The following is a 17,415-nucleotide window of genomic DNA, read 5'->3' on the forward strand; positions in this document are numbered from 1 at the left end:
AGGCTTCGTTTGTGATCTGATTTAATCGCAAAAAAAAACCGACACGCCCGAAGCCATGACTATTATCAATGCAACCCAGTACCTCAAGCAACTTCTTAGCTCTTCTGAACTCAACCGGATCGGTAAATTTACCGGTTTTTGTCAGCGACTCCGGGATATCCAGCCTGCGAGACTACTCCCGGCTCTGCTCTCAGGGCTTGGTTGCGACAAGGTGGATGGTATTGCTGGTTTGCATCGCCATTTCAATGCGTTGCAGCTCCATGATACTGACCAAATAGCGTATAAACCCTTTCACAACCAGTTACGCAAGCAGGGTTTTCCCTTGTTCATGCGCGCACTGGTTGAACGAGCCATCGCCTTACGCCTCAAGGAGTGTCTACCGGACGCCCACGGACTGGCAGGCTTTGAGCAGGTACTGCTGCAGGACGGGTCGTCATTCGCGTTACATCCGCAATTGGCAGAACATTTCCCGGGCCGATTCAATAAGCACAGCCCCGCTGCGGTAGAGTGTCATATGACCATGTCCTTGCTGGACCAGTCGCCGATATCGATGAGTATCACGGCGGATACCGAATCGGAGCGCAAGCATCTTCCGGCCGCAAATTCGTTAAATAACAAACTGTTATTGGCGGATGCCGGTTACATCAGCCGCGAGTACTTTGCTGATGTGACCAAAGCCAAAGGAAGCTATCTGGTCAGAGGGAGTCAAAATCTCAATCCCAAAGTACAGGCAGCTTACCGACAGGACGGCAGGGAAATGCCCAAGTTACTCGGAAAAAAGCTCAAGGATATCGATCGGAGAAGCTGCAGAGCCGAGGTTCTGGATCTGGATGTGAGTTCGGGAAAGTATAAATATCGACTCATAAGACGTTGGTTTGCAGAGGAAAAACGGTTCTGTATATGGATGACCAATCTTCCGCGTGAGCGATGGCCAGCCGAGAAGGTGATGGCATTGTATCGTTGCCGTTGGCAGATCGAACTGTTGTTCAAAGAGCTGAAATCACATAACCGGTTGAAGGCGTTCGCGACACGACAAAAAGCGATAGCGGAAGGCTTGATCTGGGCTAGTTTGCTGGCCTTGCTGGTCAAACGTCGGCTGGCGCTGACGCTGATTGGCAGCGCGGAGTTATCGATGCTGAAGATTGCCAAAAACAGCGCGCTTTGGTTAATGCCGATATTGGCGAGCATCATCCATGGTGCGTGGCAGGAAATAACAGAGAAGTTGGAGTGGGCAATGGTGTATTTATCCAAAAACGGCAAAAAGAGTAGGCAGAGAAAATCCAAGCAAAACAACACGTTAGACGGTATTATTAATTCGCTTGCCGCTTAAGGTTCTGTACATGAATTCTAGATAGTCGCCAACTGCGGCCATATTCAGGGTGTCGGATGATAGCTTGTGCGACCAGTTAATCTCTTGCACCTGGGTCACAAACAACTGCCGCAAGGCCGCCGTCGGGTTCAGTCTTTGATACAGCGCCTCTTTGGGGAGGCGGCGGTTCAATTCGGTAGGGCGCGGAAAGCGATAATGGGATGTCATGCTATCCGCTCTTATCCCTGTACCACGATGAAGTTGATCAACTCGAACTGATCCAGCCCCGCAATCTCATTCTTGAGCGCAGTTGTCGGCCCCCCACTGAACAGGCTGTCGATATCACTTTGTTCTTTCACCGCCACCATGGCATGAATAGCCTGATCCAGCAGCGCCGAATAGTGGGCCATCTTACGGCCATCCTGCGTTACTTGATTGAACAGCTGGCAAACCATTTCGTCAGCACTTTCCTTGCCCTTACAGGCGGCGCGGATCCGGTCCAGCAAAGGCTTAGCCTGCAGGTGGTTGATAGCGACGTCGCCATTATCCGCCATGTAGATCAGGTAGTAGGGATGTAGCCTGTTTTGCTGATCAATATTCACTCCGGCATGGCGATTACGCAGCGCAAAAATGACACCAGGAATCAGGCCCCGCGCGGGGTCGGCAGCCACGACGGTATGCAACCCATTGGGCAGGTGTGTAATATCAGGGTGGGTTTTCAGATAGTTCAGTAAATCCATTCTGAACTCATTTAAACCGAGATCGGTGATCGAGATGCCGCTTTTGACATCCTCCAGATCGATGACCTCCTCTTGTAAGCGCTTAAGCTGCTCCTTGCGATAGGCCACATCGTTGGCCTGAGCGGTCAGCACGTTATCATCCCCTGTTGAAGTCAGATCGGAGATCACCATACGATTCTCCACCCGCTCTTTGAGGTTGATGTACTCATCAAGGCTGATATCTGGCCAGTAGTTGACTAGCTGAATGCACTCATTGAGCGAGCCGATACGATCGACGCGCCCAAAACGCTGGATGATGCGTACCGGGTTCCAGTGAATGTCGTAATTCACCAGGTAATCGCAATCCTGCAGGTTTTGGCCTTCGGAAATGCAATCTGTCCCAATTAAGAGATCCAGCTCGGCTGGCTCATCAGGCAAGATATGGGCTTTCTCTTTCGAGCGAGGAGAAAAGAGCGTCAGTAGACTCTGGAAGTCATACCCCTTGCCAACAGTTGATTTGGCCGCGCTACTGCCAGTGACCTTGCCAAGGTGCAACCTATGTTGCTGGCACAGAGGCGCTAGCTGTTCGTAAAGGTAATCGGCCGTATCAGCAAATGCAGTGAAAAGCAGAACCTTGCGATTACCAGGATTGATTGGGTTTTGCCATTTTTGTTGTAACAAGTTTTTAAGATGGGCGAGTTTGGCATCTTGTTGTGGTGTCACCTTGGCCATTTCGGTCAGCAACCCATCGATGATGTTCAGATCATCGCTCAGGTGCCGTTCCCAGCTGAGAATGTCCATGTCTGCCAAGTTGATTTTGATTGTGCCGCCGGTAGAAAAGGCATCGGCCAATTCTTCCAGTTCCCCCTCATCTTCCAGATCCCAATCTCGCGCCCCTGTAAGCACACGAGCCTCATCCATGCCACTGTCAGAGCCTTTGCGCTTAAAGGCATCAATATTGCCCAATGCTTCCTTTAACAGGCGCTGCAACCCCTGTAGAGTCAGACGAAAGGCTTGGACCGAGCTTTCCAGACGTTTGAGCAGGTTGATCGTCATCAGGCGTTGCAAGGCCTTCTCACGGTCTGCCTGACGGAGTCGGCTCTTCCCCCCCTGCACGTTTGTGTCGTACATGGCCTCGTACTTGGCCATTCTGCTCGGCAGTATGTAACTCACCGGCGCGTACACAGCCAGACGTAGGCCTGAGAGCTGCTCGAAAATTTCATTGAAGCCAATGACCCCGGCATGCTGTGTCAACGGAGGCTGAAACGACAAGGGTTTATTGCGAGTAGGGAACCGACCAATATCCTTGGTATCGTAGAAGGTCTGAATATGCCGACGAGAGCGTGCAATGGTGACGCTATCCAGCAGCCGGAAGAAGTCGAAATCCAAGGCCGCTAACAGAGCCGTGGCGGTGCGCTTCTCGGGCTCCAGTTCAGCCCAATTATTAAATGCCTTCTGAGCCCGCTTGAATATCTCATCTATCCCCAGATGGGTATCAAGTTTCTTGTGCAGCGTAGCGGAATCCCCTTCATACGCCAATGCCAGTTGATTCTTCAGATCGCTGAATTTGTTGTTTACCGGCGTTGCCGAGAGCATCAGAACCTTGGTTTTAACACCCGCCCGAATCACCCTGTTCATCAACGCCTGATAGCGAGTTTCCTGTTCCTTGTAGGCCTGGTTGTTACGGAAGTTGTGAGACTCATCGATCACCACCAAATCATAATTGCCCCAGTTCACCCGGCTAAGCGACATGCCCAGAGACTCGCCTTTGGTGCGCTGCAGATCGGTGTGACAAAGCACATCAAAGTTAAAACGATCTTTAACAAATGGATTGGTAGTGAAGTTGCTGTTGTAGTTGGTCCAGTTCTCTGCCAGTTTTTTTGGACATAGCACCAGTACCGACTTGTTGCGCAGCTCGTAGTACTTCACGACAGCCAATGCAGTAAAGGTTTTCCCGAGACCAACACTATCCGCCAGTATGCAACCGTTGTAAGTTTCCAGCTTGTTGATGATGCCGGTGGCCGCATCTCGCTGGTAATTAAAAAGTTTTTGCCAGATCAGACTGTCGCGATAGCCCGTTTTATCATTGGGCAAAACGTCTTCATTGATATCTTCTAGGAACTCATTGAACAGGTTGTAGAGCAACTGAAAATAGATCTGTTCCGGCGGGTTTTCCTGATAGACGGTGCTCATGTATTGCACCAGGCGATCCGTCACATCGGTCAGTTTTTCTTTGTCGTGCCAGACCTGATCAAATACCGAAAGAAAGGTCTGAGTTGAGCTAACTTCATCCATTCCCATAACGAGGTTGGATACAGCATTACCCTTTTGATAACCCAAATCAACGGCAGTAAAACCTTGCAGGGGTTGATAGACCATGTTCTGGGGAGCCGACTCGACAATAGCAAACTGTTGCATGGGAGCCGATGTCAGATTGGAGCGGAACTTTGCCTTGCGCCTGATCCAGTCTGCACACTCGCGCGCAATCGCCTTCTGGGTCAGCTTGTTTTTTAGCTGAATCTCGAACTCGCTACCGAAGAAGGCGCGTTCCTTTCCTTCATCTGGAATATGAAACTCGCGCTTTTCCTTCTTCAGCTTATCGACCGCTTCTTCTTCAACAAATGTGGGCGCCGTAAAGATGAACTCCAGTTCATCCACTTGTTCCAACTGCTGCTTCAACGCCTCGTAGGCATAGATAGAAAAACACGAGGCAGCAATCTTCAGCTTGGCTCCCGGCAACAAGCTGTTCTTCAGTTCATCACCCAATAGAGAATTAATGTTATCAATCAGCTTCATGCTTGGGACCTATGTGACCACGCTTCGGAAATGCTATCCAACGACTGTTCATTAATGGTTCGCCCCATAACCTGGAGCCAACATCAGATTCTCTACGCCATACAAGGTGGCCTGATTGTTCAAGGCCAGCGGATGGCGCTCGGCAGGCAAGTTGTGCTCAGGGGAACAGTCCACATTCCAGTAGTTGAGCAGATAGCCCGCCAATGCGGCACGGACCTGCACATCACGCTTACCATCAACCATGCCATAGTCCATCGCTATGGCCTCTGGATGAGCTATCGCAGGGTGCGGGATCAGCTCCAAATCAACAATTCGGTTCCACTGATGATCGAACTCACGGGTCTCTTTTCCCGACGGAACATCATTTAACAAAAAGACAGAGTCAAAGCGCGAACAGGAGAAATCCCGGAACGCCTGCCGGAGCCGATCAAAGGCTCGGACATGCCAGCGATGGCCATCATTGGCCAAGCTGTGGGGCACCAGTTCACGCAGTGTCCGCCCGGACGAGAGCGATACATAGCTACAGCTGATTGCTTTTTGTAAGTGAATGGCACGCATTAGAGCTGACAACATTTCAGTCTTGGGCTGGATCAATTGCTGTGGTGCCAAGCAACGCGAATTCGGTAAATGTGGTTGTGTGATGCCATTGCCAAAACCAAAAGCCAGACAAGAGAGTGCGGCGGTAGGCTCATGGTCAAACAACGGTTTGAATGCAGGAGTCCGCTCATAGACCTTGTTTTGAGGACGCAACACCAGGTTGCCCGCACAAAACTCCTTATAGGTCCCAAAGTCTCGGGTCGCAGCTGCAGGACCAATACAGAAGCGCTCAATCAGCGCAGCACGCGTGATAGAGCCAAAGTAGTTGAGGCAAAAATCGATATACGCCAAGCGCTCTCGCTGGGCGTAGGGAAGCTCGTCTAGAACCTGCATGCGGTTACGGTCAGATATGTTCAATAGAGACTTAAGCTATCATAACGAACAAGTCATGCAATCAAAATGATGCCTTGATGTGAGTTTGGTGATAAAACTGCCTTATGCGGCTCTTATCGGCTGATTTATCCAGCGTATAAACAGCGTCGAGGGTGATGTGGTGATTGCACTACTCGATGGCGGCTTCACGGTAAAGACCTTGCAGCTCAAGCCTAGGTTGCGGCTGTTGCCAGCCAATCCGGCGTTCGCGCCTATCGACCCTTGTATGAGCCTCTCCCTGGAGTTGTTCGGAGTGGTCACCCATGTGATTGGCAATCTGAGGCAGCGTGATGGCTATAGCGCTCGTTGATGTAAACAACTTCTACGCCAGCTGTGAGCCGCTGTTTCGCCCTGAGCTGCGTGGCCGCCCGATCGTGGTGCTCTCCAACAACGATGGATGCGTGGTGTCGCGCAGCCCCGAAGCCAAGGCGATGGGTATCAAGATGGCCGGGCCCTACTTCAAGGTCCGCGAGCAGTTCGAGGCGCATGGCGGTGTGGCATTCAGCTCCAACTACGCGCTCTATGGAGACATGTCTGGCAGGGTGATGAGCACGTTGGAGACCATGGCCCCCGAGCTGGAGGTCTACTCCATCGATGAAGCATTCCTGTCACTGTCGGAGTCGTTTGCCGGGGACCTGACAGCCTATGGACAACAGATCCGGCAGCGAGTGTGGCAGTGGACCGGCCTAACGGTAGGGGTCGGGATTGGCCCCACCAAGACCCTCGCCAAGCTGGCCAACTATGCAGCCAAGAAGTGGCCTGCCACGGGCGGCGTCGTGGACTTGCGTGACGAACTGCGCCGTGCCAGGCTGATGGCTATCACCCCGGTGGACGAGGTGTGGGGCATAGGACGGCGCTTGGGAGCCAAGTTGGTGGCACAAGGCATCAACACCGTGGCTGACCTGGTGGCTAGCGACACCAAAGGGTTACGCGCCCAATACGGCGTTGTGGTCGAGCGGATCGTACAGGAACTGCGTGGCCTGCCTTGCGCAGAGCTGACCGTTGAACCGGCGGCGAAGCTGCAGATCCTCTCGAGCCGTTCCTTTGGTGAGCGCGTGACTGGCCGTGGAGAAATGGCCCAAGCGTTGTCAGGCTTTATGGCTCGCGCAGCCGAGAAGCTGCGGGCCGAGGGGATGTGTTGCCAGCGGGTGCACCTGTTCGTGCGAACCAGCCCCTTTGACGAACGAGCGCCTTACTACAGTGAGCAGGCTGGCGTCCGGCTGGTCTGCCCTAGCGATGATACCCGGTTGCTGCTGCAGCAAGTGAACGTGCTGCTACCGCAGATTTGGCGCGACGGTTACCGCTATCAGAAGGGGGGTGTCATGCTGAGTGAGTTCACCCCCAAGGGGCAGCAACAGGCTGACCTGTTTGCCCCGTCCTCCGCCCAATCAGATGCGCTGATGGCCGTGATGGACCAGATCAAAGCCAAGGGATTGGGGCGCGTAGGCTTTGCCAGCCAAGACACGGGGTCGCCTGAGTGGATGATGCGACAAGAGCACCTGAGCCCCTGTTACACCACCCGTTGGGAGGACCTGCCGGTGGCGAGGTAGTCCTGAGTCGGTTAGTTGCGGAGCTAAATGGTTACACATCCGGATCCAGTACCTCCCAAGTCCGCTCTTACGCGGTCCAACAAAACGTAATCGACCGTCCTTGACCAGCACTGCCACAGTTCTCTCCATGGTACTGCTCGACTTGCCAATACGCTCTGCAACTTGCTTGAGCGTTATGGTCGGCCCAGCCGCCAGTTCCGCCAAGATGGCCTGCGGTGTTTTTACCCGTATTTATACCTTCATTTTTACCAGCGTTTCTACCTGCAAGGATGGAATGCACAGCATATCTCAGAAAGGAAAGTCGCCTGGTTGTCTCATACACCAGATTTGACGATAACTCTGCCCCCCCCAATAAGAACATGAATAAAGGAGGGAGCCAAGGCTCCCTCCTGCAACAAGGACTTAAAAATAACCCACCTCCTGCTTTTTGATGTGACGACCGCAGAAATACTCCGCCTGTGCAGCGTTATCACCGTATAGCCGGTGGCCACTCATTAGCCATTCAAACACGGTTAAGGCAATGTCCTCTTGGTCTATACAGTGGTACGCTACACGCCCCAAGCCGGGCTCCATAGGAAGCCGCTCTACTTCTTTGCAGAAACGAAAGCGCCGCAAGATGCACTCACGCCAGTATTCTGCCACTCGATAGGCAAACCACTCAGGCCTTGTCGCTTGCTTACAGGCACTGAATAAGAAGACCATGCGCACCAACGTCATGTCGTGAGAGCGACTCACACGGCAGACAACACACTCCAAGTCTTTAAATAAAACTTGAGTTTTGGAGTCACACACCAACCAAGTGGACATCCACTCTGTCGCAGTGCAAACATCATTAAAATGCCGGGCACCGAAATAGATTTCCAAACTAAACGCATAACGCGCCGATACTGGGTCAGTCGCTCCCCACCATAATTTCCTTAGAAGATCCTTCGTTACGACCGGCTTTAGATCATAATGCGCTGAATATGTAGTGGTCAACTAAATCCGGACACTTGGTTAGGCCGATCCTCGGCTTTTGCTGGCGCGCTCCCGTCATTGTGTTGATGTGGACGCCGCCAGTTGTAGTAATCCATCAGGTAATAGCTGATATCCCGCTTCGCCTCCCGCAGGTTCATATATCCCGTTGTCGGGAGCCACTCTGTCTTCAGACTCCTGAACAACCGCTCCATCGGTGCATTATCCCAACAGTTGCCACGCCGACTCATGCTCTGGGTCATGCGATGGCGCCACAGCCGCTGCCGAAATGCCCGGCTGCCATATTGGCTGCCTTGGTCGGAGTGAAACAGCACACCTGATGGGCAACCCCGCTGCTGATAGGCCATCTCGAGCGCTTTTATTACCAGCTCTGCATCAGGCTTGTCAGACATCGCCCAGCCCACGACTCGGCGGGCATAAAGGTCGAGCACCACCGCCAGATAATTCCAACGACCACCTGCCCAGACGTAGGTGATATCGCCACACCACACCTGATTGGGCTGCTGGACATCAAATTCACGGGCCAGCAGATTGGGAATATCCGGTCGTTCAGACCGGGCGACCTGATAGCGATGAGCGCCCGGTTGCTTGGATACCAGACCGACCTCCTTCATCAGACTGCGCACTTTGAATCGGCCAATCTGATGCCCCAGCTCTCGCATCATCGACATCAAGGCGCGGCTGCCCGCTGAGTTCCGGCTCTCTTTGAACAAACGGCGCAACTCGCTGCGTTGCTGCATCCGCTCACGGTTAATCGTCCGCTTGCGGGCCAGATAGTCGTAAAAACAGGATGTTGGAACATCGAAAGCACAGCAGACCAGAGTGATAGGGGCTTGCTCTCTTAATCGGTCTATCAGCGCGTACGTTTGAACTCGTCCGTCATCAAGAGAGCCGTAGCCTTTTTTAGAATGTCCTTTTCGCGCTCGAGCCGGTTGATGCGGGCTTCCAGCTCCTGGATTTTCTGCTGCTCCGGGGTCAGCGCCTTGCCGATTGGGGTGGTGCCGGTTCGTTCGGATTGAAGCTGCTGAACCCATCGGCGAAGTATGGTTTCACCGACATCCAGTGAACGGCTGGCTTCGGGGACAGAGTATCCCTGGTCGAGTACCAGGGATGCGGCTTCGAGTTTGAATTCAGCAGTAAATGAGCGACGTAATCTTGTCATTGAACACCTCAAGTCATGGTGGCGACTGTACCACCTAAAATGGTGTCCGGGATGATTAGACCACTACAATAGCTACACACAGTAGGAGTATGCATATACTGCTCAAATTCTGGTTGTGCGTTTTCGCCTACTACTTCACTCTTGTTAATTTCCGTCATGTTACTCTCCTTACTTTCCAAAAAGTTGACTACTACCAAAATTACGCTGACCGGGAACCTTTGTTTTGGTCTTCGCTAAATACGTAGCTCGCAATAAAAACTCGCGATACGCTGGGGAATGTACCGTCGCAGCACGGCGGTCAAATACGTACGCAGGGTTCTTCGGAAAATGCACTAAAGACGCATAGTCCGGGTAGGCAAGTCCAAGAGCACTACACCAAGCACGCTGTATTCTAAGGGACATGTTGTCGGTAGCAGCGTTACGGTAGGCCCCCAAGTACGCATAGACGTCTTTATTAAAGAGCAGCACCACGTGGTAATGCTGGCTCGCACTCGAGTCCTGCTCACGCACCCAGATATATGCAGGAAAGGCTGTCGGTCCTCGCCTGCCTTTACGGTAGTGGTCCGCTACCAATTGGCTTTTAAGTGCACCAAAGAAACGTGTAATTACCGCTGAGTCCGGCCGAGGAAAGCACAGTGGTATATCAGGCTCCTCTGGCAAATTAGCTTGTGGTAAACGCAAGTCCACACGCACGGCAAACACACGGGGATATATATCCAAGCAGTTTGTAATGACCTGTGACAACTTGGTTAAGTAATAGGGTGAAATACTCCCATAACGCTGCTCAGCTGCTGCGAGCAGGTTATTAAGCTCCTCAGAGCTAAGCTGGTAGCCCAACGATGAATTCATCTCGCCTCCTTTTCGGCAGGCATGGTTAACCCCATGCCGATTTAATGCATGTAGATTTTGTGGGTGGTCAGAGTGGCCGTGCAAGTCCACTCATCCATTAAGTGGATGATGTAATTTATTACAGTAGGACGTCAGTGCGGAGGGTATGTAGCCCTAGGGAAGGTGCGAATAAGCGGGGAAATTCTTCTCGGCTGACTCAGTCATTTCATTTCTTCATGTTTGAGCCGATTTTTTCTCCCGTAAATGCCTCGAATCAGCCTATTTAGACCGTTTCTTCGCCATTTAAGGCGTTATTCCCAGTTTTTAGTGAGATCTCTCCCACTGACGTATCATTTGGTCCGCCCGAAACAGGTTGGCCAGCGTGAATAACATCGCCAGTTGGTTATCGTTTTTCAGCAACCCCTTGTATCTGGCTTTCACGAAGCCGAACTGTCGCTTGATGATGCGAAATGGGTGCTCCACCTTGGCCCGGATGCTGGCTTTCATGTATTCGATGTTGATGGCCGTTTTGTTCTTGCGTGGATGCTTTTTCAAGGTTCTTACCTTGCCGGGGCGCTCGGCGATCAGCCAGTCCACATCCACCTCGGCCAGCTCCTCGCGCTGTGGCGCCCCTTGGTAGCCGGCATCGGCTGAGACAAATTGCTCCTCTCCATGCAGCAGATTACCCAGCTGATTGAGGTCATGCTCGTTGGCCGCGGTGGTGACTAGGCTGTGGGTCAGGCCACTCTTGGCATCGACACCAATGTGGGCCTTCATGCCAAAGTGCCACTGATTGCCTTTCTTGGTCTGATGCATCTGCGGATCGCGTTGCTGCTCTTTGTTCTTGGTCGAGCTGGGTGCCTCAATGATGGTGGCATCGACCAAGGTGCCTTGAGTCATCATGACGCCTGCTTCGGCCAGCCAGCGATTGATGGTCTTGAACAATTGGCGGGCCAGTTGATGCTGCTCCAGCAGGTGGCGGAAATTCATGATGGTGGTGCGGTCCGGCAAGGCGCTATCCAGGGATAATCGGGCAAACAGACGCATGGAGGCGATTTCGTACAGAGCATCTTCCATCGCGCCATCGCTCAGGTTGTACCAATGCTGCATGCAGTGAATGCGTAGCATGGTTTCCAGCGGATAAGGTCGCCGGCCACTACCAGCCTTGGGGTAAAACGGCTCGATGACTTCCACCATGTTTTGCCATGGCAGAATCTGCTCCATGCGGGACAAGAAAATCTCTTTTCTGGTCTGACGGCGCTTACTGCTGAATTCACTGTCGGCGAAGGTAAGTTGATGACTCATGATGAACCCTGTTCCATGGCTCCAGATGACAAACATGATCTCATATCAGGGACTTGTTCGCACCTTCCCTAGCGAACATACCCATTGAGTCAGGCCTTAGCAATGCTGCGTAGACTGTACAGCCACTTAGTGTGGCTGATATTCCCGTGGTGGGTACGTAACACAGAGTGTATTGTTGATAGGCCTACTGCGGTTGATAGGCATACTGTTGAGCCATTGTTTATAGGTATATTACATATACCGAATAGAGAGAGGTTCAAAACTCTCGGCATCCTCAGTACTTTTAACTTAAATACTACGTAAATACCTTCTTTCACAGACGATAACATACTCTTGAGTTATTACATCGACACGAAGCTACTCAAGGACCTTTGTTCAATCCAGGCGACTACATCACTTAACCGCCACGCCACAGCTCTTGGCCCCAAAGAAATTTGAGGAGGGAATACACCTTGCTTTATCAAGCGATAAATTGTGGCTTTGGATAACGTGGTCATTTCGGTAACGTCTTTCAGTTTAATGAGTTTCATGGCTTGGTCTCCAGCTATTGGTTCATAGCTGGAGCGATACCGTAATAGTTTACGTATGGAGCAGAGTTACAGCGCCAAGTAGCCTGCTTGACAACCCCTTCTAATGCAATCTATTCATACTAAATAACTGATCCCAATAGTGCTACACCTTCGCTGTGCCATAGCCATTCCCCGGGAAAGGAGACACGGTATCCATGAAGTGTTTCACTCGGGCCAGCAGGTTTGCCATCCCTCTGCATTGATGATTGCGCGTGATGGTTTCATGTAACTTGTGCCATAGCCGTTCTATGTGATTAACCCAAGGGCTGTAAACTGGCTGGAACACCAGGCAGAACTTGGGATTCTTCTTCAACCATCGCTCGGTCTGTTTGCTTTTGTGAATGATGTAGTTATCGAGGATCAACGTGATGGTTTTGGCTCGTCGGTAGTGGTGGCGCAGCTTTTCCAGCATGGCAATAAACAGCGATGAGTTTTTCTTGATCCCGCTGACGTAAAGTACCCTTCCGTTGCCTGCGTGGAGAACGCCTGCCAGATAATGCTTGGCATTCTGCCCCGGTGTGACAACCCGCTTTTGCTGCGCTCTGAACATCCAGTCGGCTCCTAATTTGGGATTGAGGTCTATATCGACTTCATCCTCATAAAACACCGGATTATCGGCATCACAGCGGGCCAGCGCGGCGTCGATATTCGCCATTTTTTCCTGATAGGCTGGGTCTTTTATCCGCAAGGTCGGCACGGGCCTGCGCCAGACAATGCCCATACGAGGTAACCATCGGCGGAGCGTGGAGGCTGCCACATTTAGCCCTGTTAACCGATTGATTTTTATAGCCAATAGTTCAGTACACCAACGGCTGCGCTGATAACCAAAATCTTGCGGAGAAAACTGCATGAGCAGCACCAGTAAGGTGACAATCTTGGCGATAGGTAAGACTGGGGCACGGCCAGCCGGTAAGGCTTCTAGCGCATCTATGCCTTCATCTCGATACCACCGAAGCCAACGACCGATGGTCGAGCGCGCAGCGCCGGTAAGGTGATGAACATCGGTGATCGTGCGTCCTTCATGTAACAGCAAGATGGCCATCAAGCGACGAGCATGTCCTTTATCACGGGTGGCATGGATGATTTTGTGAATGCGGCGCCGTTGTGGTCGTGGCAGAGGTGGTAGGATAGGCATCAACTCAGTCCTTTGGGTGTGGCTTGTTTTGTTTAGCGACTAATCAGATCGCACAAACTGGACTGAGTTCCCTTCCTCCGGTGATCTACTATTCGGAACAGCTATTTAGGACACTAGAAGTGCTATGATAGCGATAATGACTGGAGTTAAGAGAGATACATGTACAGGATCTTTAGCTACAACCAATTGAAATAGATAGAAAAAAGGCTTCGTTTGTGATCTGATTTAATCGCAAAAAAAAACCGACACGCCCGAAGCCATGACTATTATCAATGCAACCCAGTACCTCAAGCAACTTCTTAGCTCTTCTGAACTCAACCGGATCGGTAAATTTACCGGTTTTTGTCAGCGACTCCGGGATATCCAGCCTGCGAGACTACTCCCGGCTCTGCTCTCAGGGCTTGGTTGCGACAAGGTGGATGGTATTGCTGGTTTGCATCGCCATTTCAATGCGTTGCAGCTCCATGATACTGACCAAATAGCGTATAAACCCTTTCACAACCAGTTACGCAAGCAGGGTTTTCCCTTGTTCATGCGCGCACTGGTTGAACGAGCCATCGCCTTACGCCTCAAGGAGTGTCTACCGGACGCCCACGGACTGGCAGGCTTTGAGCAGGTACTGCTGCAGGACGGGTCGTCATTCGCGTTACATCCGCAATTGGCAGAACATTTCCCGGGCCGATTCAATAAGCACAGCCCCGCTGCGGTAGAGTGTCATATGACCATGTCCTTGCTGGACCAGTCGCCGATATCGATGAGTATCACGGCGGATACCGAATCGGAGCGCAAGCATCTTCCGGCCGCAAATTCGTTAAATAACAAACTGTTATTGGCGGATGCCGGTTACATCAGCCGCGAGTACTTTGCTGATGTGACCAAAGCCAAAGGAAGCTATCTGGTCAGAGGGAGTCAAAATCTCAATCCCAAAGTACAGGCAGCTTACCGACAGGACGGCAGGGAAATGCCCAAGTTACTCGGAAAAAAGCTCAAGGATATCGATCGGAGAAGCTGCAGAGCCGAGGTTCTGGATCTGGATGTGAGTTCGGGAAAGTATAAATATCGACTCATAAGACGTTGGTTTGCAGAGGAAAAACGGTTCTGTATATGGATGACCAATCTTCCGCGTGAGCGATGGCCAGCCGAGAAGGTGATGGCATTGTATCGTTGCCGTTGGCAGATCGAACTGTTGTTCAAAGAGCTGAAATCACATAACCGGTTGAAGGCGTTCGCGACACGACAAAAAGCGATAGCGGAAGGCTTGATCTGGGCTAGTTTGCTGGCCTTGCTGGTCAAACGTCGGCTGGCGCTGACGCTGATTGGCAGCGCGGAGTTATCGATGCTGAAGATTGCCAAAAACAGCGCGCTTTGGTTAATGCCGATATTGGCGAGCATCATCCATGGTGCGTGGCAGGAAATAACAGAGAAGTTGGAGTGGGCAATGGTGTATTTATCCAAAAACGGCAAAAAGAGTAGGCAGAGAAAATCCAAGCAAAACAACACGTTAGACGGTATTATTAATTCGCTTGCCGCTTAAGGTTCTGTACATGAAGAGAGATAAGCACCACCTAAAAAATCTGTTAAAACCATCACAAAAACCAACATTAAAGTACACATGAAACACTACGTTGTAGTATTCATATTGTTTTTATACTTTGAGGTAATGGCATGGCTGTAAATGGTATAAGGCGCAATATCATCCCAAGAGACGATGTATTCATCGATTATCTTTGGTATAGAACCTGTCAGGTTAACAACCACCCGATAATCAAGACACCAGAAAGAGATGAATTAAACAAAAAACTTCAACACCTAGCCTTTACAGACCAGGCTAAGAAACACATGCAAGAAGCTGATGTAAGGAATAAAAACGAATTAAATCTTGAGCGATGGATAAATACGATCACTACCGAATTTGAAAAATACTGTCTCAAGCAAGATGACTTCCGTTGGCTAGAGAGTAACCCTAAATAACTGATCCCAATAGTGCTACACCTTCGCTGTGCCATAGCCATTCCCCGGGAAAGGAGACACGGTATCCATGAAGTGTTTCACTCGGGCCAGCAGGTTTGCCATCCCTCTGCATTGATGATTGCGCGTGATGGTTTCATGTAACTTGTGCCATAGCCGTTCTCATGTACAGAACCTTAAGCGGCAAGCGAATTAATAATACCGTCTAACGTGTTGTTTTGCTTGGATTTTCTCTGCCTACTCTTTTTGCCGTTTTTGGATAAATACACCATTGCCCACTCCAACTTCTCTGTTATTTCCTGCCACGCACCATGGATGATGCTCGCCAATATCGGCATTAACCAAAGCGCGCTGTTTTTGGCAATCTTCAGCATCGATAACTCCGCGCTGCCAATCAGCGTCAGCGCCAGCCGACGTTTGACCAGCAAGGCCAGCAAACTAGCCCAGATCAAGCCTTCCGCTATCGCTTTTTGTCGTGTCGCGAACGCCTTCAACCGGTTATGTGATTTCAGCTCTTTGAACAACAGTTCGATCTGCCAACGGCAACGATACAATGCCATCACCTTCTCGGCTGGCCATCGCTCACGCGGAAGATTGGTCATCCATATACAGAACCGTTTTTCCTCTGCAAACCAACGTCTTATGAGTCGATATTTATACTTTCCCGAACTCACATCCAGATCCAGAACCTCGGCTCTGCAGCTTCTCCGATCGATATCCTTGAGCTTTTTTCCGAGTAACTTGGGCATTTCCCTGCCGTCCTGTCGGTAAGCTGCCTGTACTTTGGGATTGAGATTTTGACTCCCTCTGACCAGATAGCTTCCTTTGGCTTTGGTCACATCAGCAAAGTACTCGCGGCTGATGTAACCGGCATCCGCCAATAACAGTTTGTTATTTAACGAATTTGCGGCCGGAAGATGCTTGCGCTCCGATTCGGTATCCGCCGTGATACTCATCGATATCGGCGACTGGTCCAGCAAGGACATGGTCATATGACACTCTACCGCAGCGGGGCTGTGCTTATTGAATCGGCCCGGGAAATGTTCTGCCAATTGCGGATGTAACGCGAATGACGACCCGTCCTGCAGCAGTACCTGCTCAAAGCCTGCCAGTCCGTGGGCGTCCGGTAGACACTCCTTGAGGCGTAAGGCGATGGCTCGTTCAACCAGTGCGCGCATGAACAAGGGAAAACCCTGCTTGCGTAACTGGTTGTGAAAGGGTTTATACGCTATTTGGTCAGTATCATGGAGCTGCAACGCATTGAAATGGCGATGCAAACCAGCAATACCATCCACCTTGTCGCAACCAAGCCCTGAGAGCAGAGCCGGGAGTAGTCTCGCAGGCTGGATATCCCGGAGTCGCTGACAAAAACCGGTAAATTTACCGATCCGGTTGAGTTCAGAAGAGCTAAGAAGTTGCTTGAGGTACTGGGTTGCATTGATAATAGTCATGGCTTCGGGCGTGTCGGTTTTTTTTTGCGATTAAATCAGATCACAAACGAAGCCTTTTTTCTATCTATTTCAATTGGTTGTAGCTAAAGATCCTGTACATGAGGATTTTATTAGCCAGACAGCTCGTCTGATTAATACGCAAAAGGCCACCATGGTGGTGGAGCATCTGACGTATGACCTGCTTGAAGATAAGTTTGATAGCAGCATCTTTACTGCTGGGCAATCCAAGCAAGATTTCGTCCATGCAGGCCAGCCGTTGAAGAAGCACATCTATGATTATCTGATCACCGATTCGGACGTGGAGCGCAAACTGGTCTTTGGTGATCCGAAATCCGATGAGCCTGGCGGACTTGAATCAGCCAAGGAAGTGACGGTCTATGCCAAGCTACCTCGGGGCTTTTCCATACCAACGCCGGTTGGCGACTATAACCCGGACTGGGCGATTGCGTTCGAAGAGGCAGCCGTCAAGCATGTCTATTTTGTTGCAGAGACCAAGGGTTCGATGGAGTCGCTGCAACTGAAGGCTATGGAGCAGGCCAAGGTCGATTGCGCCAAGCGCTTCTTCGAAAAATTAAGCGAACAAATCTCATCGAAAAAGGTCAGTTACAGCGTAGTGGACAGCTTCAAGAGCCTGATGAATATTGTTAGGTAATGGCTAAATAAAGTCTCTGAGTCAGGG

General features: G+C 51.1%; 16 protein-coding genes and 2 pseudogenes. 6 read left to right on the top strand and 12 right to left on the bottom strand.

All coding sequences use genetic code 11. The annotated features are described in order from the left end of the window. Positions 1–55: 55 nt before the first annotated feature. Positions 56–1,330, top strand: a complete 1,275-nt coding sequence (locus H7R73_RS05055; protein WP_011191341.1) for an IS4-like element ISApu2 family transposase — start codon at positions 56–58, stop codon at positions 1,328–1,330. Here the strand turns inward: H7R73_RS05055 and H7R73_RS05060 are convergent. The 3 genes from H7R73_RS05060 to H7R73_RS05070 are packed head-to-tail and all read right to left on the bottom strand — an operon-like array spanning position 1,298 to position 5,712. After that, positions 1,298–1,537, bottom strand: coding sequence for a DUF4391 domain-containing protein (locus H7R73_RS05060; protein WP_182951544.1), 240 nt, complete (start codon positions 1,535–1,537; stop codon positions 1,298–1,300). The two genes, H7R73_RS05055 and H7R73_RS05060, sit on opposite strands and share 33 nt — an antisense overlap. A gap of 11 nt (positions 1,538–1,548) precedes the next feature. Continuing rightward, positions 1,549–4,824: an SNF2-related protein gene (locus tag H7R73_RS05065; RefSeq protein ID WP_103260703.1), complete on the bottom strand. Its 3,276-nt coding sequence runs from the start codon at positions 4,822–4,824 to the stop codon at positions 1,549–1,551. 51 nt (positions 4,825–4,875) lie between these two features. Further along, positions 4,876–5,712 (bottom strand): WYL domain-containing protein, encoded by an 837-nt coding sequence (locus H7R73_RS05070; protein WP_197971172.1) that lies wholly within the window; start codon positions 5,710–5,712, stop codon positions 4,876–4,878. A 199-nt stretch (positions 5,713–5,911) separates the two neighbouring features. Between H7R73_RS05070 and H7R73_RS24125 the strand changes: the two genes are divergently transcribed. Both H7R73_RS24125 and umuC read left to right on the top strand, forming a co-directional pair. Next, positions 5,912–6,103 (top strand): hypothetical protein, encoded by a 192-nt coding sequence (locus H7R73_RS24125; RefSeq protein WP_269475237.1) that lies wholly within the window; start codon positions 5,912–5,914, stop codon positions 6,101–6,103. Continuing rightward, the gene (gene umuC / locus H7R73_RS05075; protein ID WP_103260704.1) at positions 6,084–7,343 is read left to right on the top strand and encodes a translesion error-prone DNA polymerase V subunit UmuC; all 1,260 of its coding nucleotides are present in this window, start codon (positions 6,084–6,086) and stop codon (positions 7,341–7,343) included. The genes H7R73_RS24125 and umuC overlap by 20 nt, the downstream gene beginning before the upstream one ends. 147 nt (positions 7,344–7,490) lie before the next feature. Here umuC and H7R73_RS24535 read toward each other — a convergent pair. The 7 genes and pseudogenes from H7R73_RS24535 to H7R73_RS05110 all read right to left on the bottom strand — a co-directional run. Continuing rightward, positions 7,491–7,547 (bottom strand): annotated as a pseudogene (locus tag H7R73_RS24535) (hypothetical protein); the annotation flags it as partial. A gap of 770 nt (positions 7,548–8,317) precedes the next feature. Then, a protein-coding gene (locus H7R73_RS05085) for an IS3 family transposase (RefSeq protein ID WP_103259777.1) occupies positions 8,318–9,480 on the bottom strand; the annotation gives its coding sequence in 2 pieces (ribosomal slippage) (positions 8,318–9,225 and positions 9,225–9,480; 1,164 coding nt in all). 8 nt (positions 9,481–9,488) lie between these two features. Next, entirely contained in the window at positions 9,489–9,638 is a 150-nt protein-coding gene (locus tag H7R73_RS05090; protein ID WP_182951545.1) for a hypothetical protein, read from the bottom strand. Positions 9,639–9,648: 10 nt separating this feature from the next. Further along, positions 9,649–10,329 (bottom strand): inovirus Gp2 family protein, encoded by a 681-nt coding sequence (locus tag H7R73_RS05095; protein WP_103260706.1) that lies wholly within the window; start codon positions 10,327–10,329, stop codon positions 9,649–9,651. Between the two features lie 303 nt (positions 10,330–10,632). Further along, the gene (locus H7R73_RS05100) at positions 10,633–11,613 is read right to left on the bottom strand and encodes an IS5-like element IS5 family transposase (protein WP_223956763.1); all 981 of its coding nucleotides are present in this window, start codon (positions 11,611–11,613) and stop codon (positions 10,633–10,635) included. Between the two features lie 341 nt (positions 11,614–11,954). Continuing rightward, on the bottom strand, positions 11,955–12,143 hold the full coding sequence (locus H7R73_RS05105; protein ID WP_103260707.1) for a helix-turn-helix transcriptional regulator: 189 nt from the start codon (positions 12,141–12,143) through the stop codon (positions 11,955–11,957). Positions 12,144–12,285: 142 nt separating this feature from the next. Next, the gene (locus H7R73_RS05110) at positions 12,286–13,317 is read right to left on the bottom strand and encodes an IS630-like element ISAhy2 family transposase (protein WP_001809438.1); all 1,032 of its coding nucleotides are present in this window, start codon (positions 13,315–13,317) and stop codon (positions 12,286–12,288) included. 259 nt (positions 13,318–13,576) lie between these two features. Between H7R73_RS05110 and H7R73_RS05115 the strand changes: the two genes are divergently transcribed. Both H7R73_RS05115 and H7R73_RS05120 read left to right on the top strand, forming a co-directional pair. After that, entirely contained in the window at positions 13,577–14,851 is a 1,275-nt protein-coding gene (locus H7R73_RS05115; protein WP_011191341.1) for an IS4-like element ISApu2 family transposase, read from the top strand. Between the two features lie 131 nt (positions 14,852–14,982). Further along, positions 14,983–15,288, top strand: a complete 306-nt coding sequence (locus H7R73_RS05120) for a hypothetical protein (protein WP_182951546.1) — start codon at positions 14,983–14,985, stop codon at positions 15,286–15,288. Positions 15,289–15,303: 15 nt separating this feature from the next. On the opposite strand, the pseudogene H7R73_RS05125 reads toward H7R73_RS05120, so the two are convergent. Then, a pseudogene (locus H7R73_RS05125) lies at positions 15,304–15,447 on the bottom strand (IS630 family transposase); the annotation flags it as partial. A gap of 14 nt (positions 15,448–15,461) precedes the next feature. Then, positions 15,462–16,736 carry an IS4-like element ISApu2 family transposase gene (locus H7R73_RS05130; protein ID WP_011191341.1) on the bottom strand — a complete coding sequence of 425 codons (1,275 nt, stop codon included), beginning with the start codon at positions 16,734–16,736 and terminating at the stop codon, positions 15,462–15,464. A gap of 151 nt (positions 16,737–16,887) precedes the next feature. On the opposite strand from H7R73_RS05130, the gene H7R73_RS05135 reads away from it, so the two are divergent. Then, the gene (locus H7R73_RS05135) at positions 16,888–17,388 is read left to right on the top strand and encodes a restriction endonuclease (RefSeq protein WP_182951547.1); all 501 of its coding nucleotides are present in this window, start codon (positions 16,888–16,890) and stop codon (positions 17,386–17,388) included. Positions 17,389–17,415 lie beyond the last annotated feature (27 nt).

Origin of the sequence: Aeromonas sp. WP2-W18-CRE-05, assembly GCF_014168615.1 — a bacterium.
In the GTDB taxonomy this organism is placed as follows: Bacteria; Pseudomonadota; Gammaproteobacteria; order Enterobacterales; family Aeromonadaceae; genus Aeromonas; species Aeromonas caviae.